Source organism: Ancylothrix sp. D3o (genome assembly GCF_025370775.1).
In the GTDB taxonomy this organism is placed as follows: Bacteria; Cyanobacteriota; Cyanobacteriia; order Cyanobacteriales; family Oscillatoriaceae; genus Ancylothrix.
Genome location: NZ_JAMXEX010000001.1, coordinates 127,850 through 152,071 on the forward strand (window position 1 = coordinate 127,850; position 24,222 = coordinate 152,071).

Below are 24,222 nucleotides of genomic sequence, written 5' to 3' on the forward strand. Positions count from 1 at the left end.
TTGAATTTTGAAAATTTTTATTTTCTGTGTATCATTTGATACATCTGTTTTAAAAAAATATTTTTCAGCGTTACCCCGGATCAGTGGATCACTTTGGACTAAAACTTGCTCTGGGCAAGGGTTACAGAAAGTGATCCGCAAGTGATCCACCCTCCCCAGTGGATCACTTTGTGACAGCCCAAGGACAGTTAGCCGGCAATAAAAAACCGCCCTGGTCGGGGGGCGGCACTGAAGTTAATTTTGGTTTTCGGGTTCGGGGTCTGGGAGGCTATCGATCCAATCTCTAAAAACGTCCCGCCAATTCTCCACTCCATCTAGTTTCCGCTTTTGCTGTTCGCTTATTCTCACCCCTACCTGTACGTTAAGCGGATCTTCTCCTTTCACCTTGAATCCATACGCCTTGATATCGGGATTGCCACCAGGGCGACCACTACGGCCTTTAACTCCTGTCATGTTTATAGTGTGAGTATCTTGCTAAAAACTGATACTCATATTATAATAGGTTCAAGCTTAAAAACCAACCCCTCCAAAACGCTGAGAGATGGCAGCCTCAGTAGATAAAGACCTGCCTGGTAAGGGATGGTAAACGCTCAAAACCCCCGAAAACGCGAAAGACGCTGCTAGACCGATCAAAGTTAACAGCGCCTTTCTAAACCAAGCGGTAAAACCGCATTGCATACTTATGTTACCAAAACAAACACGACGGCGCAATTTTCTGCGCGGCTTACTTTCCGGTGGCTCCTTGGCTGCCGTGCCTCTCATCCTACCTTCTGCATCCCTTCCCCTTCCCAAGGGATTGCCGGCACCTAAATTCAAGATCGGGGATACCGTTTACTCCGAATTCATCCTTGACACCCCCCGCCCCAGTAAAACCGCGTGGTGGAAAGGCGTTATCTGTGGCATCATTTGGAGTCCTGAAGATATTGGCGAGTGGGGTTATGTGTGCCGATGGAATGAAACCTACTATGACGGCTACACTACCGAGTCTGACTTAGAAGACGACATGGCGCGGTTTAAACAGGAAGGGAAACTATGAAAACCATGCCTCCTGATTGGCCGATGCCTAAGTATTGGTTTGGCGACCGCCTTTGCCTGACCGAGCAGATTGCCGATGACCTGGTGATTGTTGAGCGAACCGGCATTGTAACCGGCATCAAGTACAACCCAACTCACGGCTACAGCTACTCACTTGAGTGGGACAACTTTCCTTCTGACACCTTTACCTACGCAGAACACGAACTCATAACCGAGGGGGAATTAGTGTGAAACGACTCAACAAAGCCACTACAACCCGCGTCTCATCAAAGGCAAAGCAACCCAAGAAAATCTCCTTAACCCCCCTTGAGGAGCGAGTGCTTAAGCTTTTTATTGACCTTGAAACTGACTGGGTTGCTATCACTCAGATAGAGCCAGGCGATGAGAAGTTGTTAATCAAAAGCCTACGTTCTCTTGAGCGTAAAAACTTCATCACCTACTATGCCTCTGATTATGAAGTTGAGCTTTTGAAAGACGGCGCTCAATGGCTGAAGGATTGGGGGCTAATAAAGGATTTTGAGATTTTCAGTCCGCGTAAGTCTCCGCCCTATATCCCTTCCTATGTCTGTGTAGTTGCTTGGGAATAATTGATGGGGTTAGAAGCGGGTTTATCGCCCGCTTTTACTCGCACTTAGACAAAGCATGAGGATGTTAAAAAAACGGTCGGTAGAGTCGAAATGACGGGTTATATCAGGTTTTGCTTGTAGGTTCTGGGGGGTTGTCACTTGCCGACAATTGACATCAAAAAGGCGGCAAATCCTCTACAAAAAACTTATGCTTATAAGCAACTCCTTTTAACTGTCTTTTCCTTACCAGCCTTAATATCTGAGAGCGACTTAAAAAGTATTTTTCCGCATAAGAATCTAAGTCTATACAAGGGATAGGCTCGGTTGGGTGTCCTGCTGATAAATAAGCGGTTTTTGAGTATAACCGCCTACTTTTCTTTGGCATAAATTAGCGCTCCGCTGGTACAAATGCAAGGACTGTTTCGGGGTCGCCCGTAGTAGGATTCAAGTCAGCTATAGCAGCACGAACAGCGCGGACTTCTCGCACTTCTGGTTTGCGGGGTCTTCCACCCGTACCAATACGAAAATCACCAACTTTCTCTAACAAAGAGTAAGATTCCATCATTGCCAGTACGCGGCGGGCTTCACCCTCATCCCTGAAATAACCACCACTCCAAACCTTAGAATTTTGCCAAATTATTTTGCCAAAAACGGAGCCCTTCCAAAATCTAAATCCCTCGAAATCTTCCCAGACTAAACCGGGCCGTGGCTGAGGGATAGTCATGTGCCACAAGCTACCCTCTTGATAAGGATAAAATCTCACTTCTACTAGCGTGAAAGTTAATTGTCGGACGATTGGGAACTCTTCAAGATGTGGGTCTGCATATACAGGATAAGCGCCACCACCACCGTGCTTACAAACCTCTGTGATAATGTATTTATTGAGGTTTGCAAGGGCGTTAATTTGATTTTGTATGCCTACTAACCCGATACCTTCATAGCGGTTTTCTTGGATGAGTATATCGCCATTTTCGTCTGTCTCACATAACGCATAATCAAGAGCACCCGCTATCGTGTCCTGCTGTGGCTGCAAACCGTTACAGATGTGGTTAAGGATATTCTTAGATATCTCCATATTGATATCAATCATTTGCTGCAAACCTTTTAAACCTTTACCCTTAAAGGCGTAGGAGGTTGCAACATCACGGCAAACTATCTCGCCCTCACCCTCAATATCAGGAAACTCTATCTCTAGCTTTTCCCTAATTTTCTTAACATTGTCCCCAGTTTTCTTACATTCTTCCTCTGATTTCTTATGACCGTCCCTGCATTTTTCTACCTCTTTCTTAATGGGTTCAAGGTCAACATCCATCTCAATACTAGACTGACCTTGAGGGATATTAATCTCTATTTCTTTGTTGCCAAGGTTAATGTCAAATTCTAAACCTTTCCTACCTAAATCAATCTCAAAATCTAGCTCTTTCTGTCCAAGATTAAAGTCCATCTCCATCTGTTGATTAGGGTTCTCAAAGAACGCCTCTAACAACTGAGGGATAATTGCAGTTTTTGTTAGCTTCTGTGGAATAACGGCGCTAGAAGTCAGTGTTTTAGGTAGTACAGCCGTAGAAGTTAATGTCTTTGGTAGCAGAGCAGTCGAAGTTAATGTACTTGGCATTAAAGCCGTAGAAGTCAATGTACTTGGCATTAAAGCCGTAGAAGTCAATGTACTTGGCATTAAAGCCGTAGAAGTTAACGTGCTTGGTATTAACGCCATAGAAGTAAGCGTTTGTGGTATCTGCACCGCACTGGTGAGCTTTAAACCGCTGACTACATTGTGAACCTGGTCAATCAAAAAGCTGGCGAATGTTGTTGCCGCAATAATTGGCTCAATTAAGTTTGTAACCCCGGTCACGGTTGCCACACCAATTCCTACTACTGCTTTGAGGATGGGGTCAAGATCCGGCTCTTTTGCCTCTTGTTGCTCTAAATTGTTTAGACGTTGCCAGATAGGAACATTAAGATTTACACCTCCCAAACCGGCAGGATATTGACCTTTAGGTGTAGCCCCTGGTTGTGGTGGTTGCTCAATTCCGGGGGGAGCGAAAGGTTTAGTCGGACTTGGGCTAGTTGGCGATGATGGGCTACGAGTTGTACCAGGTGATGAGTTGGGAGATGGTGCCGGTGTGCCTGCCGGGGATTGAACAGGTGAACCGGTAGGCGATGACTGAGGAAACCTAGTCGGGCTTCCCAGTGGGGTCTTGGTCGGTGCTGGTGAGGTTGGAAAATTAATAGCGGGCCCTGGCAGGAAGCCAGAGGTCATTTTTTCAGTTTGTGGCTTATTTGGTCTGCCGGTTTGCCAGTTGAAATCATCTAAAAATTGTTTACCTGCCGGGTCTACCCAGTTGGCAAAGTTAGATATTCCCTCACCGATAGCAACCCCCAACCCAATGCCGCCTAAGGCACCCCCAACCCGACCGACCAACCCGCCAACTTTACCAGCAAGACCGGCAGCCTTTGCGATGACATCATCAATATTAGAACTGACGGCCTTACCCACCCCAGAAGCTATTTCATCTCCAAATTGTGACAACTGTGAGAGGTTGTTGGCTCGCGGGCTGATAGACTTTGTAATCCTTTCAACCCCTAGATTATTTTTCGCACCAAAGCTAAAGTTATTACCTCTGTGTGGTGATGTAATACCTTGAGATTTTGATAAATCAGAAACACTAAAACTCGAACCGCTAGGCTGATTTGCAACACTAGATGGGGGGTTAAATGAACCTGTATTCCTCACTGGTTGACTTGATGGAGGTATTCTCGGAAATAACATCGGTGGCGCAGTGGTATAGTTAATCATTTTTCACCTTTATTTTCTCGCTAATGTACCTAGGTTATTTATTTTCGCTATTGATGTTTAAAGGTGTTAATTCTCCCCCCGTCCAGATGTTGTTTTCTAACCTATCAATTCGTTCTATAACCCTATCATCGTCCTTAATATCAAATGCTTTTAACTGCTCTTGAAAAAAAACACATTGCCTGTAAGCCGTGTCGTTGATGTGTTCTTTTATTCTAGCCTCCGATTCTTTGATAAGTTTTTCTACTTTTTCCATGTAGGCTTCCATTAAAGCCGCCATAGCTTCTATACAATCGCAACAATCTTCTTTCATGCCGTTATCTCCATCTTGAATAATACTATCACCCCCGTTATCTATTGCAGAACCCCAGACCAACTGTTGATAGAAAGTCGAGGTTTCTACGAAACCCTCATCAGCCATCGGATGCCTCCTAAAGCTATAGCTATCGGTAATAACTGAGGCGGCATCATCCCAAGAGCCGTAAAAAAATTGAAACTGATGGAAAAAGGGCTCTATTTCCACCCCTGTTTCGTAAACCGTACTGTATCTGTTATTTCGACGTGGAGTATCACTTCTTTCTATTAAATTCAAATTTTCGTCTAGGACAAAAAAATAATGCGATCTGGATCTGTGGGCAACATTAGGGAGACCTATTCCAGGCCAATACCCATCGTATCCATTAGCCGTTATTACTACTACTAAATTATTTCCATCTGTGAAGCTTCTACTAAATGATTTTGTGGTTTTTTTTGTATAGGGTCCGACTATGTTCATAGGCGGAGCCGCAACAAAACCACTATAACTGTAAAACCCAGCGAATAACCAGAGACCTATAGTATCTGGGGGTATATTAGGAATAAGAGGCTCTGGAGGTATCGGGTCGTCGTTTGTTTCGGAGCTAGGCGAATCGTCGCCTATTGATTTTGATTTCTGAGGTTTTATACACTCCACTGGGTTCCTATTTCTTTTTATCCCCCTCAAATCCAAATCCTCTGGCAGGAAATATGATTTAACTTCACATTCTAAGCCAGGTAATAAAATATCAATTAACTCACCTCTACCGTCGGGAAATAAAGGAGTTAGCAAAATCTGACCAGGGAATTTTTCTCGGCAATCCATAATTAAACTGATAAATAAGAAACAACCAAAGCGTTAGCCCCTAACTCGGACGATAAACCTATTGATAGCCTAGCTTCCGAATCTGGTAGAAAGTGGGTAAAACCCCCGCCAATCACTGAAATTAACTGAGTGCCTACCCAGATATTAATGTCATTCATTCCTAGGTTTTGGACTGATAACTTAACTCTGTTATTGTTGGCTGCAAGTGTAAAAATAGATGCCGTCAATCCCTGCTGAAAAGATGTAATCGTCCTAATAATAGGTATGTTGGCGGGTAACGATTTTAGATTATTGTCGTGTTGAATCATGGTATTACCACCAAATTATGATCCTGCAAGAACTGACCGGATCTTGTGCCGTACCCCGTCACAGAAATAAAATCCGAACCTGTTAAAAGCCCATACCCTCGGTCAATTTGACGTGCTACTATTTCCCAGCCTTGTGCTAGTTTGAATTTTTCGGCTTGGGTTAGATATTCAAACAAATTGATTAAGTAGCCAGGGCGGACGGGAAAAAAATCATAGCCGGCGGTTTTGCCTACCCCAGGCGTATAAGCTGCTCCGATGGGTTGAATTCTTAATTCAAGTCCTACCTTGATACCGGCTCGAAAGAATTCGCGTTTTTGTCGTCTAGCCATAGTTGAATCCCTGGGGTCATCAACTGGTAAAAAGGCTTCTTCTTTTGATGGTATTTCAGCCCAACCTTGCAAAGCGTAGATACTGTATTGGTCGGGTACGGCAACACCTAACACTGTTTGGGATGTGTTATTGGCTATTAAAGAAACTTCGGTAGTTTGCGCTGTTAAAGTTGCCCTGATTTGTACGATTTTTTCTGAGGTATCTACTGCCATAGTTATCTCATAATAGACTGTTGTCTATTAATTCGCGGATCTAATACGCGAGAACTCTCCGATGAAATTCTAGGCGTAAAAGGCTTTAGATTAGCGTTCAAGCCTCCTCCCAAACCTTTCGATCTTTGTTCAAAAGAAACGTCCTCTTGATTTCTATTTAAAAAACCTAGATCGGGTTCTAATCCAAGACCTTTGAGTATTCTGGCATCTGTTACTTGTTGTTGTCGGTTTTGTCTATTGAAATGCCCATCTATCACAGCCTCGCCGTACCTGGAGAACTGCTCGTTAGTTTGGCCAGTTGGGCCGACTCTGTTGGGGTCATCTGGGATAACTCCCAAGCCTTGCCAAGCTCCCCTAAAGAAGTCTTGACCCGTATTCCAAGCGCTGCCAGCGGCTTTGCCAATACTCTCACCAGCGCCTTTTAATCCTTGTCCGAAGGCGTAGCCCGTGTCATTAGCAGAATTGCCGGTTTTGCCTATATTAGAGTTGGCTGTACTTGACTTACCCCCGCCGCCACCAACCTTAGAACCGCCACCGCCCTTTAAGCTATTGCCGAATTCCTGAGCCTTCCCTGATATATAGCCTTCTGGGTTATTTAAGAATTTCTCCGACTCCGCCTTAAATTGCTCTGAACCCCTCAATATCGCCTCGTCTCTGGCTGCCTGTCCTTTTGTTATTTGTTCAGCCCTAGCCTCATCGTAAGGGCCATATATATTTTGTATAGCCTGATTTAGTGTTTGCTTTGATTTAGCATCTGCTATCATCTGAGCCTCTTGTGAAGCTTCCCAGGGCTGATAAGGATAATACTGGTTTGGATCTCTGAGGTTAGGTACAACGCCTGGGGGTAAGGGTTGCCCTGTTTTTGGATCCATTATGATAGGCTCGCCGTGTTCTAGGTTTGCGGTTACTACCATTGATTGACCGTAGGAACCCAAAGGGTAGTGAGTGCCATGTTGACCTTGTACGGGCCCACCACCGCCGCTGGCGTAGCCACCACCACCCATTGACCCGCCGCCACCATAAATAGGTGTACTTTGTCCTGCCATTGGGTTTGCCGGGGCCTGTGCGTATCCTGATGCTTCAAGAGCCATAAAAACCTCCTTATTTCTTCACAGATGAATCAAATACAACGCCGCCAAAGGTGTACGTTTGAAAGTTGCTATCAAATTCTGTAGGGTTTTTTAACCTGTCAGCTTGAGTATTTGTTACCCCGTAATTTTGCTGAACGCCAAAGCTTGAGTTATTGGTAATCTGGTTTGGTTTGGCTGTATTTGCATTACCGCTCACATTGGTTTCTATGTCGCCCTGGGGTGCTTCGGTTGACAGCCTTAACTTAATTCCCCCGGTGGGAATTGATATCTTTTTTGTGTATGTTGTAGCCTCCCCCTCCGCATTTTTCTGTGTGCTTGGGTTGCCTCCGATATTACTGCCTTGGCTGTTGTTCATTGAACCGCCTACAAAGTTAAAGCCCCCATTTGTTACTGATTGCACACCTTGAGAACGGTCTACGGTGAAATTAGAAATGCTACCGAAAGATGGTGCCAGCCTCATTTGTTAACCTCCAGAATCACAACTTGAACTACTGCAATCACAATCTGAACTGCCGTAATCTGTATTTATCCAAACACTGTAATCGTACGATTCTTCATCGTTCAGGCTGTACTGAAACCTTGCTTTAATTTCTTCATCATCTTGTTGGGTCTGTGGGCTTTTATTTTTTCTGGAATTTGGCAATGCGCTCGGAGAAAAGGCGGGCAAAAAGCAAGAGTCGCCAGAATTAAAAACAAAAGCTGTATCGAACATCATATCAAGGATGGATTAGGCATCATAGCTTCAAAAACGTTCACTACCTGCATCTGAAAAAGGTACACCATAGCAGTTTTCATAACTCCATCAACTGACCTGCTAGATAGTGAAATGTCGGGCCCTGCTATAGCTAGTTGACTGTCGTTGCTGGTGTCCTGTCTTTCACCTGTTCTTAAAACGAGGGAGAGCATAACCGACTCTGCTGTATGTGGCCCCACCCCTACTAGGGCCGGCCATCTGGGGGGTGTAGCATTAGACGTTAAATCTTGTGGGTAAAAAGTGATGGCGCCGGTTTCAGGATCTTGTGTCGCTCTGTCACCAAAAAATTCAGGTAAAGCTCTATCTACTGCCATAGTTATTGACTCCGATTAAATGCTAGATGGGTTAGGAAATAGGGAGAGAGTGTCATCAACTCGCACTATTAATTGCGATGTGTAAAGCCTTTGATATTTGGAGAATGAAAAATCAAGTGTCATTTCAAAAGGTGTTAGCTTTAGTTGACTGTCGGGTGATTGGTCTTGATTTCTCATTGCTCTCATGTATAAGGCAAGAAACAGTGATTCACTCGTGTTATCAGCAGCCGGGGTGAATGTATATGAGGGGTTAAGTTCAACAGGGGCAACTAAGTCAGATTTGAGTATTATTAGCTGCGTTTCTGTCTGCGATGAACCTTGCCCAAAAATAGCTTGTAGGGGTGGATTAGAAGCCATTTCTATCTCCCCTGTCTGCGAGAGCCGCAACAAAGCTTAGCCCTAGTACGCAGATATTGAGGAGCATAAGCGCGCATCCTAAACTTAGAAAGGATATTGCTAAAGGCTTGAGTTCTTCTATCATTTGCGTTCAAGGATGTGTGATTAATTTGAAAGTAACTGATTTTTAGCTAAAATAAAATTAAATCTTGCACCATTTTTTGCACCACTGGCAGGTTTTATGACGCTCACCAATCCCCATAAACGCACTATTCAAAATGTGGCGACTGTTAAAAGACTTTTGTTAGCAAAACCTTATCTTTCTATTAGGCAAGCTTGCAAGTTAACCAAGGTTTGCAGGCGTACTTATTATGAATGGTACAATAAATTAGACAAAATTGATATTTATTGATGGAAAAAACTGTATTGTTTTACGAATGCCCGCAATTTATAGATTGCGACGCTTTAACCGGACAGTCTTTTAGGCAGTGTCCAAACAAAAACCATTGCTTAGCTACTGCTCAGCGTAGAAATTTCTGCACACTTCCTTATGTCGTCGATAAGGAAAAAGAGTGCTTCAAGGTGCGGAATTTTGCACAGGATCATCACCGCAGGGAGTTAATTGAAATGGGTTGGATGTGGGCAGAAAAATTGCCTTACTCCTACTCAAAATCTCAGGCTAAATTAGTTGTTTCTGTTAACATTACAACCGATTGCTATGAGGCTTTAAATGCTGGATGGGCAGACGCTATCCGCATTCCTGATCCTTGGGAAAGTAGGGATTTCGATTGTGATGACGATGATGGAAGATATTTTGAACTTTATCGGGCTTTTGATGATTCTGCTCAAAACAACTCAGGGATAACCGGCTTATCAATCAAGCCCGCATAGTGGCTGAGTAAAACTTTTACTAGGTAAGCCTTGGAACCTCTGCTTTTCCGCTGACATTCCCTGCATAATTTTTGTATAAAACTTGCACGTCGTGGCCTGTAATTGGGGCAACCTGCAAAGGGTGCATTCCCGCTACTAAACAATGGGACACAAATGTGTGGCGAGTGTTGTAGGGCTTACGAAAAGGAATTCCCGCTTCGGTTAAAATTGTTCGCCACGCTCTACGACAAAAATTATTTGCATTAATAGGTTTACCTTTTGGAGAAACAAATATTAAATCATTGGCAGAGAAAATAGCTGGCTTAATTGATGATAAAAATTCTCCTAGTTCTTGATTACAGGGAAAGATTCTATCTTTGTGATTTTTGGCTGGTTTTTGCTGGCCGTTGGTTATTATTTCACCTACCCAGATATGAGAAAAATTATCAGCGATATGTCGCCAGCGTAGCCCTACGGCTTCACCAGTACGAAAGCCTGTTAAAAATAAAAATCGGACATAGTTATAATAAAAGCAATAGTCCTTGTGATTTTCAAACCCTTCTAAGATTGCTCCAATTTCTTGCTTAGAAAAAGGTTTAGGCGGTTGTTTCGTACCTGTTTTTATAAACTTTGCATTGATTTCGTCCCATATATTGCTAGGTACAAGATTTTCTTTGATAGCCCATTTCCAGGCTGCTTTTAAGATTGCCAACCTGTCTCGTATGGTGCGGGGTTGCTGAAATTGTTTAAGGTATTCAATAAATTTTTGTGGGATTAATTCTTGTTTTTCGCTTTCAAATGTCCGTAGATGATTAACGAGTGCGGAGTATTTTTGTATAGTGCGAGGGTCTAAGTGTTTGCAGTGCTCTGTATATTGTTGCAAGATTGCGCTGGGGGAAGGTTCTTTTTTTGGTTCCGATTCCGCTTTAAGTTTTGTGCTGACCTTCTCTCGGTACTTGGCGAGCGATCCGTCAAAGTTCCCTGAGTTGATGTCCAATTCTATTGATATAGCCTTTGCCTGTGCAAATTTTCTGTTTTGGGGATTGTCGGGGATTCCCAGATAGAGGGTATACCTTTTGCTTTCTACCTGCCAGCGCAATCTTAGCCGGGACTTGTCTGCGGTTATGGCGACGGTTCCCTTTGGAGTCTTTGCCATGATTTCTACCAATTTTCTACCAATTTTTTGCAAAGCCTAGGATTTGTAAGGCTTTTAGGAGACAAAATTCTACCAATTTTCTACCAATTCTCTACCAAATTGGGTTATTTGGGCTCTTGTTTTTCTACCAATGAACCCTGAAAACAATGGAGAATAGGGAACTCGAATCCCTGGCCTCTGCGGTGCGATCGCAGCACTCTACCAACTGAGCTAATTCCCCGTGACTGCCAAACTCTGCAACAAGCAAATTTTGGTCACATCTTTAAAAAGTACAATATAACCTGCTACTTGTCAAGCCAAGAGAATAAAAATTTCCTAACAATAGCAGCCGGCACCTGAGAGAATTTTAGATGCAAAAATTTCAGATTTGAGCTTTTAAAGGCTCAGTCCCCTCCCCATAAAACTGCAAAACCCTCTCTAACTCCAGATCCGCAAAACGATCTATCACCCAAGTCGCCTGTCGGTGGATCATGTGAAACGGATAACTATTCGCCACCCCCACCACCGGCATCCCCGCCTGCTGCCCCGCCTGAATTCCTGCCGGCGTATCCTCAAACACCAAACAATTCTTTGGCGACAAATTCAACTCAGGGTAACACTCATTTAAACGCTTAACAGCCATCAAATAGCCATCCGGTGCCGGCTTACTTTTTGTAACATCCTCCGCCGCCACAACCACCGAAAAATATTGCGCCAAACCGGCACGACTTAACACATTTTCCACCTCCACACGCAGCGCCCCCGTCACCACAGCCAACTTCAAACCGGCTTCTTGCAACCTTAAAATAAAATCTTGCAACCCCGGATAAATTGGCAGCACTTCCAAACTTCCCAGCTTCTCCAAATACGCCGCATTTTTGCGAGCAATAAGCTGATCCAAATACGCCTCAGTCACCACCCGATACCGGCTATTTAGCAACTCGGCAATACAAACCCGATCACTCCTCCCCAAACAAACGTAGCGAAACTCATCACGCCTGGGACGCAAATTTTCCGAAATCAGCAATTCTTCAATAAGCTGCTCGTGAATTTTCTCGTCATTGATAATCACACCATTAAAATCAAACAAAACTGCCTTAATACTCATGTCAATTCAATTATCCGGGGGCCGCTACACCTTCCACCACACCTCATCCCCAACTTTACAAAACTTTGTCCAATTTAGCAACATTTACCAGCCCCAAAACTTCTCTAATCCCATAAAACCCGCTTCTCCCATACAGATGAACCCAAACCCCATCAAAATTCTGGCCTTATTTTTGTTAATTTTCAGCTATCCCTTACCCGCCTATAGCCAAAGCCCAATCAAACTAGGCGGCAAAGAATACCCCATTTTAAACGAAGTTCAAATCACCATCAGCCGAAATCAATTAAATTTGCCGGTGAGCCACTATACCGACAAAACCCCCAATCAAAGATATGAATTCATAAAATTTTTACCTATTCTCACCCAAGAAGAAGAAATCGCCCCCCCACCTGCCGGTAGACAACTTTACCGGCTTGTAGAAATTTACGACTCTCAAACCCAAAAAACCCTCCAAGTCGCCATTCCCCTCAAAATTGAATAGAATATATCTTACATTTTTTTGTCGTAATTACCCTTTTTCTTTTTCAACATAATTCAAAGACTTTTTAGCAATTACAGTGCCATAAATTGTCACCCCAACCGTCGCCAAAAAACCAACTCCTCGGATAATCCATTCCGCAGGAGTAACCGGTTGATTTTGCAAACCAATCGAAGTAAAATCCTTAACCAAAGACCCCAAATAAACATACATAACCGTCCCCGGTAGCATACCCAACCAAGACGCAAAAAAATAATCCCTCAAAGAAACTTTAGTTACCCCCAAAGCATAATTTAACAAATTAAAAGGAAACACAGGAGACAACCGGCACAACCCTACAAACTTCCAAGCCTCCGCCGCCACAGCGCCATCAATTGCCTTAAATTTCTGATTTTTGGCAATTTTTTGTTCTACCCAACTTCTCGCTAAATACCGGCCAATCAAAAAAGCCGCAACCGCCCCTAAAGTTGACCCAATCGAAACATAAACAGAACCCCGAACTACGCCAAATAAAAACCCAGCCCCCAGAGTCAACAACAACCCCGGAATAAACAAAACCGTAGCCAAAACATAAACGCCAATAAAAATAAACCCACCCCAAAATCCCAAACTGCCAATCCAAACAATTAAACCCGTAAAAAACTCTTGAAAAGGTAAATAATTCAGCATCAAAACAAACCCCTATAGAATCACACAAGCCCAAAAAAATAAGTTTATCCTCGGCCATTTTTTAACTTTTAACCTTCATTTAATCTCCTAAGTAGGATGCAGTATCTCACCGTTTAGAAGGTTAACTAATACTACCCCAATTACCCAATTTTTTTATACCAAAGCCCCCCCACAACTGGAACCAGACCCCGCAGTACAACCATAACAAAAATTAGCAGTTTGCACATCCTCAATTAAATCTAAACGCCCCGCATCCAACAACATCCCCAGGGTTATATTTTCCCCAGCCTTATTGCGGGCCGGCAATTTCTCCATCTGATTAAAATCACAATCATAAATATTACCTAAAAAATCCACAGACAAATGATTGCGGCACATCAAATTTTCAACCGTCGCCCCATTAAAATTGTTCTCCAAAAAGCCCAAATAAGGCTCCATCAGGCCGCGATGCTTTAAATGAAACTTACTTCGACCAATGGGTAAATTAGTAATCGTAAAAAGTTGATTAAAATGGATGCCAAAATGCTCATTAAGATAAGCTTTATAAGCTTTTTCTAACTTACCTTGTTCTGGTGGAAGCGAAAATTTATCCTCATTCAAAGGAAGCGGAGGATTATAAACCAAATCAAGAATTAAACTCGGATCTGAAGCATAACCCAGCCGGTTTAACCATTGCAAAGCCCGAATTGAAGCATCAAAAACACCAGACCCCCGCATCTTATCAACATTATCCGCCAAATAACAAGGCAAACTAGCCACAACCCGTAATTTATTGGCAGCAAAATAAATTGGTAAATCCTCAAAACCAGGCTCAAAATAAATCGTCAAATTTGAACGCACAATCACTTCTTTACCCGCCTTCCTCGCCGCTTCTACAATAGGTTTAAACCCAAAGTTCATTTCCGGCGCACCGCCTGTCAAATCAACGGTTTTAATTTGCTCAAAACGCTGGATAATTTCAATTAATTGCTGACAAACAAGCGGGGAGAGTTCTTCAGTGCGTTTTGGCCCAGCCTCGACATGACAATGGCTGCAAGACAAATTACAACGCCGGCCTAAATTTACCTGCAAAACAGAAATCGGCCTCTTCTTTAAACCCCCAGCAACTTTAACATCAAACGGCGTAACAGCCCGAACAGAAAGCGGTTGAATCATCTCCAAATCCTAAAACTAACTTTAAAGATAAACACATTTTACTCATAGAGCAATCCACCGTTTAAGAAAATATACCTAAATTGGGGCCAACCCCGGTAATACAAGGTTTTTTATCATTAACGCCAATCACCCTGAACAGTAAAAGCAGCCCAATAATAAGGAGAACGCCAATTTTCAGACTTCCACATTTCTAATTGTGCCTCTCTTAATGCCGTAGCTGGATTTTGTTTTTTTTGCAACATTTTTTGATAAAATTTAGCCATCAATTCCGAAGTTGCCACATCATTTACACTCCATAAACTAACAACTACTCGTTTAGCCCCTGCATACATAAAGCCTCTTGTCAACCCCACTAAGCCTTCACCTTTGACATTTTCACCAAGGCCAGTTTCACAAGCACTTAATACTACCAATTCTGCCGGCAAATTAAGATTAAAAATATCTTGAAGCCGTAAAAAACCATCTCGAATTTTACCATTTTCATCATACAAAGACAAAACAACGCCAGACAATTCTGGGTTCACCGGATCTAGTAAACCATGAGTAGCTAAATGGACGATTTGATATTGTTCTAAATTCGGACTCGTAGCAATTTCACGAGAAGCCTTAAAATCTAAAGCTTGTAACCGGCTATCTTCTGGAACTAAAGCTAGGATTTTTTCTGCTTCAGTGCGAGTGAATTTTAGCCGGTCAAATACCACTCCTCCTTCCCCTAAACCTAAATTTCGACTAGCACGAGTTAAAGCAGAATTTACTTCGGTTTCTGGCTTTTCTTGTTGCCTATTTGCCAGACGAGAATCATTCAAATTAAACACAGGATCGGCAATTACTGCCAGAGTTTTAGCAGCCGGAGTGCGGTTTTCAAATAGTCGTCTTTGAATCGCAATAGTGGAAGCAGAAGGAAGGGTAACAATTTCGTTTTGAACTAAAAGCGGATTTGCCGGATTAGATGGTATTGGTAGGGCTGCAAACGGCACATATTGTAAAGCTCCATCTCCCACAATTATTAAGCGTTTATTGGCTAATTGATTGGCAATGGGAGATAAAAGTATTTGGCTTAATGGCAGGCCGATTTCCAGATTTGCCCCGCTATTTTGAGTGACTGATTTGCGGAAAGTTTGAACAGCAGCTTCAATTTCGCTTTGTTTAGGGAGGACATAACTATTAATGCTGTTTTTGGTGACAGCCCAAAGATAACTGCGTTCTTCCCCCAGGGAATATTGTAAAAGCAGGGTATTTTCATCCAGTACCTCTTGTTGAATTTGTTGTAATGTCAAAGGTTGAGGATATTTGAGAGCAGCATAGCGGGGACTATTTAGGCGAATTTGGGCTTTTATTTGGTCGATTTGAGTGAACAGAGAGTTAGATTGCTGGACAATTTCCTCAAGTTGTTTTTGGGTATATTGGCTGTTTAAAAATTCGTGCTTACGACGTTCAATGGTGTTGAGTTGCTGTTGTAAATTGCGTTCTTTTTCTAGGAGTTGAGGGTCTACACCTTGTCGAATATTTGCCCCCGCTTCTGTGAGGAGTTCCAGAAGACTGCGGGCGCGGGCACGTTCGCTAACGTGAAGTGCTATAGCGTCGTAGTCTTTTGATGGCTTTTGTTGATGCAATTGCATTAACAAATCTATGTACAACTGATAGTAACTTTGAACAGTTGCAAAGTAGGAAGCCCGAAGTTCTTGGCTACCTATTTTGGTGCGGAGGTCTTCAACAATAGTGATAGCAGATTCAATTTTGGTGAGTGCAGTGTCGAGATTGCCTCTATCACGTTCTAAGTCAGCCATATTGAAAAGAGTCCTGGCTTCTCCACCTCTATCTCCCACCGCCCTTAATAGAGGTAAAGCTTGGTTGTAGAACTCCAATGCCTTTTGTTTTTCTTGGAGGTCGTCGTAAACAAGGCCAATGTTGTTGAGAGTCCTGGCTTCTCCACGTTTATCTCCCACCGCCCTTCTTAAAGGCAAAGCTTGGTTGTAGAACTCCAACGCCTTCTGTTTTTCTTGGAGGTCGTTGTAAACAAGGCCAATGTTGTTGAGAGTCGTGGCTTCTCCACTTCTATCCCCTACTGCCCTTCTTAGAGGCAAAGCTTGGTTATAGAACTGCAATGCCTTCTGTTTTTCTCCGAGTTCGTTGTAGACACCGCCAATGTTATTGAGAGTCGTGGCTTCTCCACCTTTATTTCCCAATGCCTCTAACATAGGCAAAGCTTGGTTGTAGAACTCCAACGCCTTCTGTTTTTCTCCGAGTTCGTTGTAGACAGCGCCAATGTTGTTGAGAGTCCTGGCTTCTCCACGTTTATCTCCCACCGCCCTTAATAGAGGCAAAGCTTGGTTGTATAACTCCAATGCCTTCTGTTTTTCCCCCAGGGACTCGTAGACAGCGCCAATGTTGTTGATAGTGGTGGCTTCTCCACGTTTATCTCCCACTGCCCTTAACATAGGCAAAGCTTGGTTGTATAACTGCAATGCCTTTTGTTTTTCTCCGAGGTCGTCGTAGACAAGGCCAATGTTGTTGAGAGTCCTGGCTTCCCCACGTTTATCTCCCACAGCCCTTAACATAGGCAAAGCTTGGTTGTAGAACTCTAACGCCTTCTGCTTTTCGCCCAGAGAGTCGTAGACAAGGCCAATGTTATTGAGAGTCGTGGCTTCTCCACCTTTATTTCCCACTGCCCTTCTTAAAGGTAAAGCTTGATTGTAGAACTCCAATGCCTTTTGTTTTTCTCCCAGAGAGTTGTAGACAACGCCTATGTCATTGAGGGTATTGGCTTCACCGCTTTTATCACCCACCGCCCGTAACAGAGGCAAAGCTTGGTTGTAGAACTCCAATGCTTTCTGCTTTTCTCCGAGGTCGTCGTAGACATTGCCAAGCCTAAAAAGAGACTTAGCTTCTAAGCCAAGATCACCGGCCTGCTTAAAGAGTCTAGCAGCTTCTTCAAATTTAGGAATTGCCTGTCTCAGCGATTCTGCTGTTGCCTGCTGATAGAGTTTCATTGCTTCCTTAAAAACTTGTTCAGCAGCATTAGAATTAACCGGCCCCTCAGCAATCAAAACCCCACTCAAACTATCCTTAAAAACTGGAGATAATGATTTAGGTGTTGCCATCCCAGACTCTGACAGAAACACCACAATCATCGTCCCTGATCGGGAAACTTTCTTAACTAACCGCCAAACCATTTTTTTAGCAATTTGTGTTTTACCCATCACCGCACCTCAATTTAATTTCTGTAACCACAAACTACCTTTAAGCCATCAAACGTAACGGCGTTCCTTCTGCCACCGGCTTCTCAATCTTTGCCTGCGCCACTAACCCATCCCGCGCCAAAACTTTCACCTGTCCTGTACCATTACTAGCTGTAAAAATTGTTCCCGTTGTCACCTTCCTTAAATCAACTCCCCCTAACCACAAAACAGCATTATCCCCACTCACTTTTGTAACAATTGCCTGGGCTGGAGACTTCGGAGAATTAATAAAATAAGGCGGTTGTACTTGATAGTCTCTCCCCACTTTAACTTCATAGCGAGGCACTTGCTTAAATCTTTCAGGAATCTCTGAGAGAACCTTTGGGAAAATTCGCTCAATATTACTATCCTCTTGCCACAAAAAATGAGTAAGCAAATAAGTAAATAACCCGCATTTAAAACCATTAACATTCATTTCTCTCGCCAATTGGGTTGGCGATGTTGCAGCTAAAACCTTTCCTTTTGCCACCCCTTGCCGATAGCCTTTCACAAAATCTTCTGGCGACATATTCAACCGGCTTAACCACTCTTTCTGATAAGCTTTTTCCTGATTAGAAACGAGAATTTTTTTCCCACCCTCGCGGGAACGAACCCTCGCATCCCTCGTAGCACCACCGGCAAAACAACTATCTAAAACAACCGTCACATTTTCCGTTTTCAGCGCCGACATTAACAAAAATAAAGTATGCCCCATAATATCGGGCACAGCCCCCCCCACTTCGGGATAACCCGCCGGCAAACTCCCATCCACCGGCACAAAAGTTCCATTTAAACCTTCTTTTCCAGGTTCAACTACAATCGGGTTAGGGTCAAAAATTTGCGAACCATGTCCAGAATAATGATAAACTACCACATCACCCGGTTTAGCTTGTTTAATTAAAACTTCTTCAAACGCCGTTAAAATTCCTGCCCTTGTCGCTTCTTTATCAGCCACAACATAAATATCTTTTGGATTAAAACCAAAGCGATGAATTAGTAAATTTCTTTGCAATTCAATATCATTGAGGCATCCCTCTAGGGGTTGCGAAGTATATTGATTGATGCCAACGAGTAAAGCAAGTTTGCGCGGCGTATTTTGGGCTAAAACTTGACTGTAGCTTTTAACTTGCTTTTGAAAAACAAGCTGATTGATTCCAACCGCAGCCAGTGCAGATCCGGCACCTTGTAAGAAATGACGACGAGTTGTATTAGTCATACTGAGAGAAGTTAAAGGATTGGAACCCGTGAGCGTGTGGCATTTATAGCACCAATTTTAAGGACGTCAACACCGCAGCGTCAAACAAATTAATAAAATATAACTTTACAGTTCTGTAAGTAGATGAACATAAATAAAATCTAGGTTTGTCTTAGAGATCAAGCCCTCTTAGTGTAAGGTTATGGCGCTAAAGCGCAACTACATACCGAGAGAGCGATCATTGCCAATACATACCGGCATTACCAGCGCAACTACAACATACCGGCTAGTACGAACTCAGACTTTTTTAGTGGAATTTTGCCGGCCTACTTCCACATCTGCAAAAATTATCACACCTCTGGAGTTACCCCAAAAAGATTTATAACCCTGCCATTACAAAAACCCAAGTGTTATAAACCCCACCCCTCAAACAAAACTAAAGCATTAGAATAACTTCTGGCAAAAAATTGGCAACCATCAGGACGACACGCCATGATCAAACTCGCCCCCCTTTACCCAATTATCCATCAAATCTTAAAACCAACCTTTCCCACCTGCCTGTGGAGTGGCACCGAGCACAGCCCCCACATCGCCCTCACCTTCGACGATGGCCCACACCCGCAACACACCCCAAAACTCCTAGAAGTCTTAGACAAACACAACATAACCGCCAGCTTCTTCTGGCTAGGAACCTGCATACAACGCTCACCCAGCATAGCCAAACAAGTGTACGAACGCGGACACTGGCTAGGCTTACACGGATGGACACACCAAGCCTTTCCCAGCCTTAGCCCCAACCAACTCAAACAAAGCCTAGAACAAACCCAAACCGCCATCGCCAAAGCCTGCGACCTCGACCTAAATTATGTGAGAAAAAACATCAGAGACGTCCGCCCCCCCAACGGAATATTCACCCCCCAAACCCTGCAACACCTGCAACAATGGAACTACCGGCCGGTCATGTGGAGCGTAGTACCCGAAGACTGGGTAAGACCCGGAGTATCCATAGTCCTAGAACGAGTCATACAGCAAGTCAAACCAGGCTCATTAATCGTTTTGCATGACGGATACTGCGGCGGAGAAGACGTCACCGAAACCGCAGCCCTTCTCATTCCCCGCCTACTGGATCAAGGCTATAAATTCGTCAACATCGATCAACTATGGTCATGCCAACAAACCCATCCGCGTTAATCTGTGGGGCAGGCATCTTGCCTGCTATACATCTGCGGTTAAAAACTACTCATGGGTCTTCCCATCCGGCATAATAGCCCCCGTCAGATCAGCATCCCGCAAATTCACCCGCACCAAATTTGTATCAATCAAAATAGCATCCCGCAAAATCGCCCCGGTCAAATTCGACCAACTCAACTTAGCGCGATACAAAGTAGCCCCCGTCAGATTCACCTCCCGCAAAGTAGACCAACTCACATTAGTACCCCGTAACTGAGCCTTAGTCAAATTCGCGCCCGCCAAATTAGAACCACTCAACTTAGCCCGACTTAAATTAGCCCGATTCAAATTAGCCCCGCTCAAAGTCGCGCCATTGAGAATAGCATTTGTTAAATTTGCCCCCTCCAAATTCGAGTAAGAAAGGATGGTAATAGTCATATTTGCCCCCTCCAGAATAGCGCGACTCAAATCAGCTTCCGTAATAATTGAGCGGCTCAAATTCGCATCTGTTAAATTTGCCGAACGTAAATTAATCTTGCTCAACTTTGCCTCAGAAACAATCGCACTCGTCAAATCGCAGCCTTGCAAATTCGCCTCACTCAAATTGGCCCGGCTCAAATTTGTTTCTCGCAGATCCGCTTTTTCCACAGTAGCCACACTCAAATCTGCCCCGATCAAATTCATTTCGCTCAACATCGCACCACTGAGATCCGCCGTATGAAGATTCGCTTCTCGCAAATTTGATCGCACCAATTTTGCATTTCGCAAATTCGCCCCACTCAGGTTAGCATCGCGCAAATTTGCCCCGCTCAAATCTACACCTTCAAGATTCGCACCAATCAATCGTAGACTGCGAAAATCTCGTTCTCCGTCGGCATATTTTTGTATAATTTCGCTGACATCCATAGATTTTACGCACCTTTTATAAAGTTATAACTTTAAGTGTTAGATAGTTTGTGTGTTAACAAGAAAACAGAAAACAGGTTTTCTCGCAGCAGCCAGAAAAATACCGCTCAACAGACAAACGAAGACAGTAGTTTATCTAGTTTGTAAGCTGTCCCCCACTTCCTCATAATTTTCTCTAAACAAACCATTACAATCACCGAGATAACACAAAAATCAGCGCAAACGATCCAACCTTCTGAGACAATCAGAAATAGCAGTCAGCGGTCAACGAGTTAGCAATTCCCGCGCAACAGTCATTCGACCAATTCACGAGGCTAACCTTTAACCGAAATTCAACCCCTGATCTGCCCCATCGCTTAGAGACAAAGGAAGCACCGATGCCAGACAATCTGAGAAGCCAAGCTATAACCCAAGGAGTCCAGCGCAGTCCCAACCGGGCCATGCTACGGGCTGTTGGTTTTGGAGATAACGATTTCACCAAACCCATTATCGGGATCGCCAATGGTTACAGTACCATCACTCCCTGTAACATGGGAATCAATACCCTCGCCTTACGAGCAGAATCAGCCGCAAGATCAGCCGGTGCTATGCCGCAACTGTTTGGTACCATCACGATCAGCGACGGGATCTCAATGGGTACCGAAGGCATGAAATATTCCCTCGTCTCCCGCGAAGTTATTGCCGACAGCATCGAAACTGTTTGCAATGGTCAAAGTATGGATGCCGTTCTTGCCATTGGTGGCTGTGATAAAAATATGCCAGGGGCAATGATTGCTATGGCACGCCTCAATATTCCCTCAATTTTTGTCTATGGCGGTACGATTAAACCTGGACACCACAACGGACGCGATTTAACGGTTGTTAGCTCTTTTGAAGCTGTTGGCGAATACAGCGCTGGCAAAATTGATGAGTCTGAATTAACAGAAGTTGAGCGCAAAGCTTGTCCGGGGGCCGGCTCTTGTGGTGGAATGTACACGGCTAATACCATGTCAAGCGCTTTTGAAGCTATGGGCATGAGTTTGATGTACTCTTCGACAATGGCGGCTGAAGATGAAGAAAAGGCGGAAAGTGCCGAAAAGTCTGCCTACGTTTTGGTGGAGGCTGTTAAAAATCAAATCCTCCCCCGCGATATTTTGACGCGCAAGGCTTTTGAAAATGCTATCGCTGTGATTATGGCGGTGGGTGGTAGTACGAATGCGGTTTTGCATTTATTGGCGATTTCTCGCGCTATTGGGGTGCCTCTGACTCTTGATGATTTTGAAGTTATCCGCGCTAAGGTGCCGGTTTTATGTGACCTTAAGCCTAGTGGCCGGTATGTGGCGACTGATCTACACAAGGCCGGTGGTATTCCTCAAGTGATGAAGATGTTGTTGGCGCATGGGTTGCTTCACGGCGATGCGTTGACAATTACCGGCCAAACTATTGAGCAAGTTTTGGCAGATGTTCCTTCTGAACCTTCGCCAAATCAAGATGTGATTCGTCCTTGGGATAATCCTATGTATGCTCAAGGTCATTTGGCGATTTTACGCGGTAATTTGGCTACAGAAGGCGCGGTGGCAAAAATCACTGGCGTTAAGGTTGCTTCTATCACCGGCCCGGCTAGAGTGTTTGACTCTGAGGAAGAGTGTTTGCTGGCAATTCTTGATGGCACTATTAAGGCCGGTGATGTGGTTGTTGTGCGCTATGAAGGGCCGAAGGGTGGCCCCGGTATGCGGGAAATGCTTGCTCCTACTTCGGCTATTATTGGGGCCGGTTTGGGTGATAAGGTTGGTTTGATTACGGATGGCCGGTTCTCTGGTGGGACCTATGGCTTGGTGGTAGGTCATGTGGCGCCGGAGGCTGCGGTTGGCGGTACGATTGCTTTGGTGCAAGAAGGCGATACGATTACTATTGATGCGTCTGCGCGTTCGCTCCATCTGCATATTTCTGATCAGGAGTTGGCTGCTCGCCGTGAGAAGTGGCAACCTCGTCCTCCTCGTTATACGAAGGGGATTTTGGGTAAGTATGCTAAGTTGGTTTCTTCTAGCAGTTTGGGGGCTGTGACTGATTTAGATTTGTTTATTTAGGCCGGTTGGGGGGATTTTTAATTCCTCTGTAGTTGCGCTTTAGCGCTAAAGCGCAACTACATAACTGTGTTGTCCTAAAGAATTTAACCGGCATCTTTTTCTCTGATTTCTCTGTTTCTTTGAGACAACCACCGGAGCATTCTATTTTGGCGTTGCCGGTGCCGGTTTTGGGAAATAAAAATTCCTAAGCCAAGGATGATGAAGCCTAAAAGACTTAAAGCTACGGGTAAGAAAATGGTATTTTTAAAGAAGCTGTAGGCAACCTGATAAAGATATCCCAATACTCCCACTCCTCCAAATAATAGAAAAACTTTCCGTTTTAACAAGGCTGAGAGAACTATTAACCCTAGGTTGATTAAGAAGTAAAGAAACCGCTGAAGTTGATCTTCTCCTCCCATTAAGGTAATGCCACTCCAAAAGGAGAGTAAACCGAAAAAATACAACCAAAAAGCATAATCAGGAGCGTTTTTTTTCTCGCGTAAATCTATTCCATAAGCGACGACTAAACAAGTTAATCCAAACCACAGACAAACTAAAAGTTGTTGTTCCCAAGTTAGCTCTATTTGACCTAAAAGCAAGGGCGTAAAATCAATCGCCATTAACCATAAGCACAAAATTATGGGGACGGTGAGTAAGGGTAAGGGAATAATTTTTAAGCTGCAAAAGGCTGTTAAAATGGTTGTTAATTCGATGACAAACCAACTTTTTTTTACCCATAAATAATATTCCTGATAGTTGCCGGCTTCGTTTTGCGGCCATACACCGGCCCACATTTGCAACCCATAAACGGCAACTGGTGTTAAGCAAACTGCCAGCATCACTAATAACCCTCCCAAAACTCGCCGGTTTTGTTTGTGCCACAACCAACTACCAGCCACAACAAAACAAGCTGCATAAAATATTGCTGTTATGGAAATGCCGGTGCCGCCAAAAGGATACCAAACGGCGCTCATTAACCAACTCATGCTTGCAATGACGATTGCTATACCAAGAGCATAGGCAATAGCGGCTAAGTCGTATTTTGGGCGATTTTGCACGCGGTTATGAAGCGCTTGCCAAAGCGTTTCAGCCTGTTCGGGTGTTAGTAACCCCTCAGAGGCGCAAGCGTGAAAATCTTCTTTAGAAATTTTCATGCAGAATCATTGATAGAAGATCGCTAACCAGTATTTTAGATTTTAAATTTTAGCGTTTAAATTATGGTTTGGTTAAAAAAGGCTCCTGACTTTTGGCCTATTTCTTGGAAAGTTCACTAATTTTAGCAAGATTTGGGGCTTTTTTTTAAGCTAATTTTTTCAAAAATATTCCTATTTATTCTGCACTGGGAGGGTTGATAAAAAAACTTTCTTAGCTTTGGAAAAACCGCCAACTATCTAACAAAAAAAAGGGGTGCGA

The 24,222-nt window shown here is 43.7% G+C and carries 26 protein-coding genes and 1 tRNA gene; 9 read left to right on the plus strand and 18 right to left on the minus strand.

The genetic code is table 11. The features are described from left to right. Window positions 1-234: 234 nt before the first annotated feature. Window positions 235-453 carry a hypothetical protein gene (locus NG798_RS00595; RefSeq protein ID WP_261219845.1) on the minus strand — a complete coding sequence of 73 codons (219 nt, stop codon included), beginning with the start codon at window positions 451-453 and terminating at the stop codon, window positions 235-237. A 229-nt stretch (window positions 454-682) separates the two neighbouring features. Here NG798_RS00595 and NG798_RS00600 point away from each other — a divergent pair, with 229 nt between their 5' ends. From NG798_RS00600 to NG798_RS00610, 3 genes are read left to right on the plus strand one after another with little or no spacing between them, the layout of a single operon-like run. Beyond that, entirely contained in the window at window positions 683-1,036 is a 354-nt protein-coding gene (locus NG798_RS00600; RefSeq protein ID WP_261219820.1) for a hypothetical protein, read from the plus strand. Between the two features lie 5 nt (window positions 1,037-1,041). Beyond that, a complete protein-coding gene (locus NG798_RS00605; protein WP_261219846.1) occupies window positions 1,042-1,266 on the plus strand; it encodes a hypothetical protein in 225 nt (74 codons plus the stop codon). Further along, window positions 1,263-1,622, plus strand: a complete 360-nt coding sequence (locus tag NG798_RS00610) for a hypothetical protein (protein ID WP_261219848.1) — start codon at window positions 1,263-1,265, stop codon at window positions 1,620-1,622. The genes NG798_RS00605 and NG798_RS00610 overlap by 4 nt, the downstream gene beginning before the upstream one ends. A 367-nt stretch (window positions 1,623-1,989) precedes the next feature. On the opposite strand, the gene NG798_RS00615 is transcribed toward NG798_RS00610, so the two are convergent. The 8 genes from NG798_RS00615 to NG798_RS00650 form a co-directional block, all read right to left on the minus strand. Then, window positions 1,990-4,398 (minus strand): hypothetical protein, encoded by a 2,409-nt coding sequence (locus tag NG798_RS00615; protein WP_261219849.1) that lies wholly within the window; start codon window positions 4,396-4,398, stop codon window positions 1,990-1,992. Window positions 4,399-4,432: 34 nt separating this feature from the next. Further along, a complete protein-coding gene (locus tag NG798_RS00620) occupies window positions 4,433-5,515 on the minus strand; it encodes a hypothetical protein (RefSeq protein WP_261219850.1) in 1,083 nt (360 codons plus the stop codon). A 2-nt stretch (window positions 5,516-5,517) separates the two neighbouring features. After that, the gene (locus NG798_RS00625) at window positions 5,518-5,823 is read right to left on the minus strand and encodes a hypothetical protein (RefSeq protein WP_261219851.1); all 306 of its coding nucleotides are present in this window, start codon (window positions 5,821-5,823) and stop codon (window positions 5,518-5,520) included. Further along, on the minus strand, window positions 5,820-6,365 hold the full coding sequence (locus tag NG798_RS00630; RefSeq protein WP_261219852.1) for a hypothetical protein: 546 nt from the start codon (window positions 6,363-6,365) through the stop codon (window positions 5,820-5,822). Before NG798_RS00630 ends, NG798_RS00625 begins: the two co-directional genes overlap by 4 nt. A 2-nt stretch (window positions 6,366-6,367) precedes the next feature. Then, window positions 6,368-7,456, minus strand: coding sequence for a hypothetical protein (locus NG798_RS00635; RefSeq protein ID WP_261219853.1), 1,089 nt, complete (start codon window positions 7,454-7,456; stop codon window positions 6,368-6,370). Window positions 7,457-7,466: 10 nt separating this feature from the next. Beyond that, window positions 7,467-7,916, minus strand: coding sequence for a hypothetical protein (locus NG798_RS00640; RefSeq protein WP_261219854.1), 450 nt, complete (start codon window positions 7,914-7,916; stop codon window positions 7,467-7,469). Between the two features lie 251 nt (window positions 7,917-8,167). Continuing rightward, a complete protein-coding gene (locus NG798_RS00645; RefSeq protein WP_261219857.1) occupies window positions 8,168-8,524 on the minus strand; it encodes a hypothetical protein in 357 nt (118 codons plus the stop codon). 15 nt (window positions 8,525-8,539) lie between these two features. Next, entirely contained in the window at window positions 8,540-8,881 is a 342-nt protein-coding gene (locus NG798_RS00650; RefSeq protein ID WP_261219858.1) for a hypothetical protein, read from the minus strand. 220 nt (window positions 8,882-9,101) lie between these two features. On the opposite strand from NG798_RS00650, the gene NG798_RS00655 reads away from it, so the two are divergent. Both NG798_RS00655 and NG798_RS00660 read left to right on the plus strand, forming a co-directional pair. Further along, window positions 9,102-9,272 carry a hypothetical protein gene (locus NG798_RS00655; RefSeq protein ID WP_261219859.1) on the plus strand — a complete coding sequence of 57 codons (171 nt, stop codon included), beginning with the start codon at window positions 9,102-9,104 and terminating at the stop codon, window positions 9,270-9,272. Further along, window positions 9,272-9,751, plus strand: a complete 480-nt coding sequence (locus NG798_RS00660) for a hypothetical protein (protein ID WP_261219860.1) — start codon at window positions 9,272-9,274, stop codon at window positions 9,749-9,751. Before NG798_RS00655 ends, NG798_RS00660 begins: the two co-directional genes overlap by 1 nt. Window positions 9,752-9,770: 19 nt before the next feature. Here the strand turns inward: NG798_RS00660 and NG798_RS00665 are convergent, their stop codons facing one another. The 3 genes from NG798_RS00665 to NG798_RS00675 form a co-directional block, all read right to left on the minus strand. Next, entirely contained in the window at window positions 9,771-10,919 is a 1,149-nt protein-coding gene (locus NG798_RS00665; RefSeq protein ID WP_261219861.1) for a tyrosine-type recombinase/integrase, read from the minus strand. A gap of 114 nt (window positions 10,920-11,033) precedes the next feature. Further along, window positions 11,034-11,106: transfer RNA gene (locus NG798_RS00670), tRNA-Ala, on the minus strand. Between the two features lie 141 nt (window positions 11,107-11,247). Further along, entirely contained in the window at window positions 11,248-11,973 is a 726-nt protein-coding gene (locus tag NG798_RS00675) for an HAD family phosphatase (RefSeq protein WP_261219862.1), read from the minus strand. Here NG798_RS00675 and NG798_RS00680 point away from each other — a divergent pair. After that, window positions 11,972-12,454, plus strand: a complete 483-nt coding sequence (locus NG798_RS00680; protein WP_261219863.1) for a hypothetical protein — start codon at window positions 11,972-11,974, stop codon at window positions 12,452-12,454. The two genes, NG798_RS00675 and NG798_RS00680, sit on opposite strands and share 2 nt — an antisense overlap. Window positions 12,455-12,481: 27 nt before the next feature. On the opposite strand, the gene NG798_RS00685 is transcribed toward NG798_RS00680, so the two are convergent. The 4 genes from NG798_RS00685 to NG798_RS00700 all read right to left on the minus strand — a co-directional run bounded on the left by NG798_RS00685 (window position 12,482) and on the right by NG798_RS00700 (window position 18,709). Continuing rightward, entirely contained in the window at window positions 12,482-13,120 is a 639-nt protein-coding gene (locus NG798_RS00685) for a TVP38/TMEM64 family protein (RefSeq protein WP_261219864.1), read from the minus strand. Window positions 13,121-13,273: 153 nt separating this feature from the next. Beyond that, on the minus strand, window positions 13,274-14,275 hold the full coding sequence (arsS, locus tag NG798_RS00690; protein WP_261219865.1) for an arsenosugar biosynthesis radical SAM (seleno)protein ArsS: 1,002 nt from the start codon (window positions 14,273-14,275) through the stop codon (window positions 13,274-13,276). A 116-nt stretch (window positions 14,276-14,391) separates the two neighbouring features. Beyond that, window positions 14,392-17,475: a tetratricopeptide repeat protein gene (locus tag NG798_RS00695; protein ID WP_261219866.1), complete on the minus strand. Its 3,084-nt coding sequence runs from the start codon at window positions 17,473-17,475 to the stop codon at window positions 14,392-14,394. Between the two features lie 40 nt (window positions 17,476-17,515). Then, window positions 17,516-18,709, minus strand: coding sequence for a caspase family protein (locus NG798_RS00700; RefSeq protein ID WP_261219867.1), 1,194 nt, complete (start codon window positions 18,707-18,709; stop codon window positions 17,516-17,518). A 181-nt stretch (window positions 18,710-18,890) separates the two neighbouring features. Between NG798_RS00700 and NG798_RS00705 the strand changes: the two genes are divergently transcribed. Further along, window positions 18,891-19,073, plus strand: a complete 183-nt coding sequence (locus tag NG798_RS00705; protein WP_261219868.1) for a hypothetical protein — start codon at window positions 18,891-18,893, stop codon at window positions 19,071-19,073. 110 nt (window positions 19,074-19,183) lie between these two features. Next, a complete protein-coding gene (locus NG798_RS00710) occupies window positions 19,184-19,879 on the plus strand; it encodes a polysaccharide deacetylase family protein (RefSeq protein WP_261220522.1) in 696 nt (231 codons plus the stop codon). 45 nt (window positions 19,880-19,924) lie between these two features. Here NG798_RS00710 and NG798_RS00715 read toward each other — a convergent pair whose 3' ends face one another. Further along, the gene (locus tag NG798_RS00715) at window positions 19,925-20,764 is read right to left on the minus strand and encodes a pentapeptide repeat-containing protein (protein WP_261219869.1); all 840 of its coding nucleotides are present in this window, start codon (window positions 20,762-20,764) and stop codon (window positions 19,925-19,927) included. A gap of 377 nt (window positions 20,765-21,141) precedes the next feature. Here NG798_RS00715 and ilvD point away from each other — a divergent pair, with 377 nt between their 5' ends. Next, a complete protein-coding gene (ilvD, locus tag NG798_RS00720) occupies window positions 21,142-22,830 on the plus strand; it encodes a dihydroxy-acid dehydratase (RefSeq protein ID WP_261219870.1) in 1,689 nt (562 codons plus the stop codon). 83 nt (window positions 22,831-22,913) lie between these two features. Here the strand turns inward: ilvD and NG798_RS00725 are convergent, their stop codons facing one another. Continuing rightward, complete coding sequence (locus tag NG798_RS00725; RefSeq protein WP_261219871.1) at window positions 22,914-23,963, minus strand: DUF2157 domain-containing protein; 1,050 nt, start codon at window positions 23,961-23,963, stop codon at window positions 22,914-22,916. Between the last annotated feature and the right edge of the window lie 259 nt (window positions 23,964-24,222).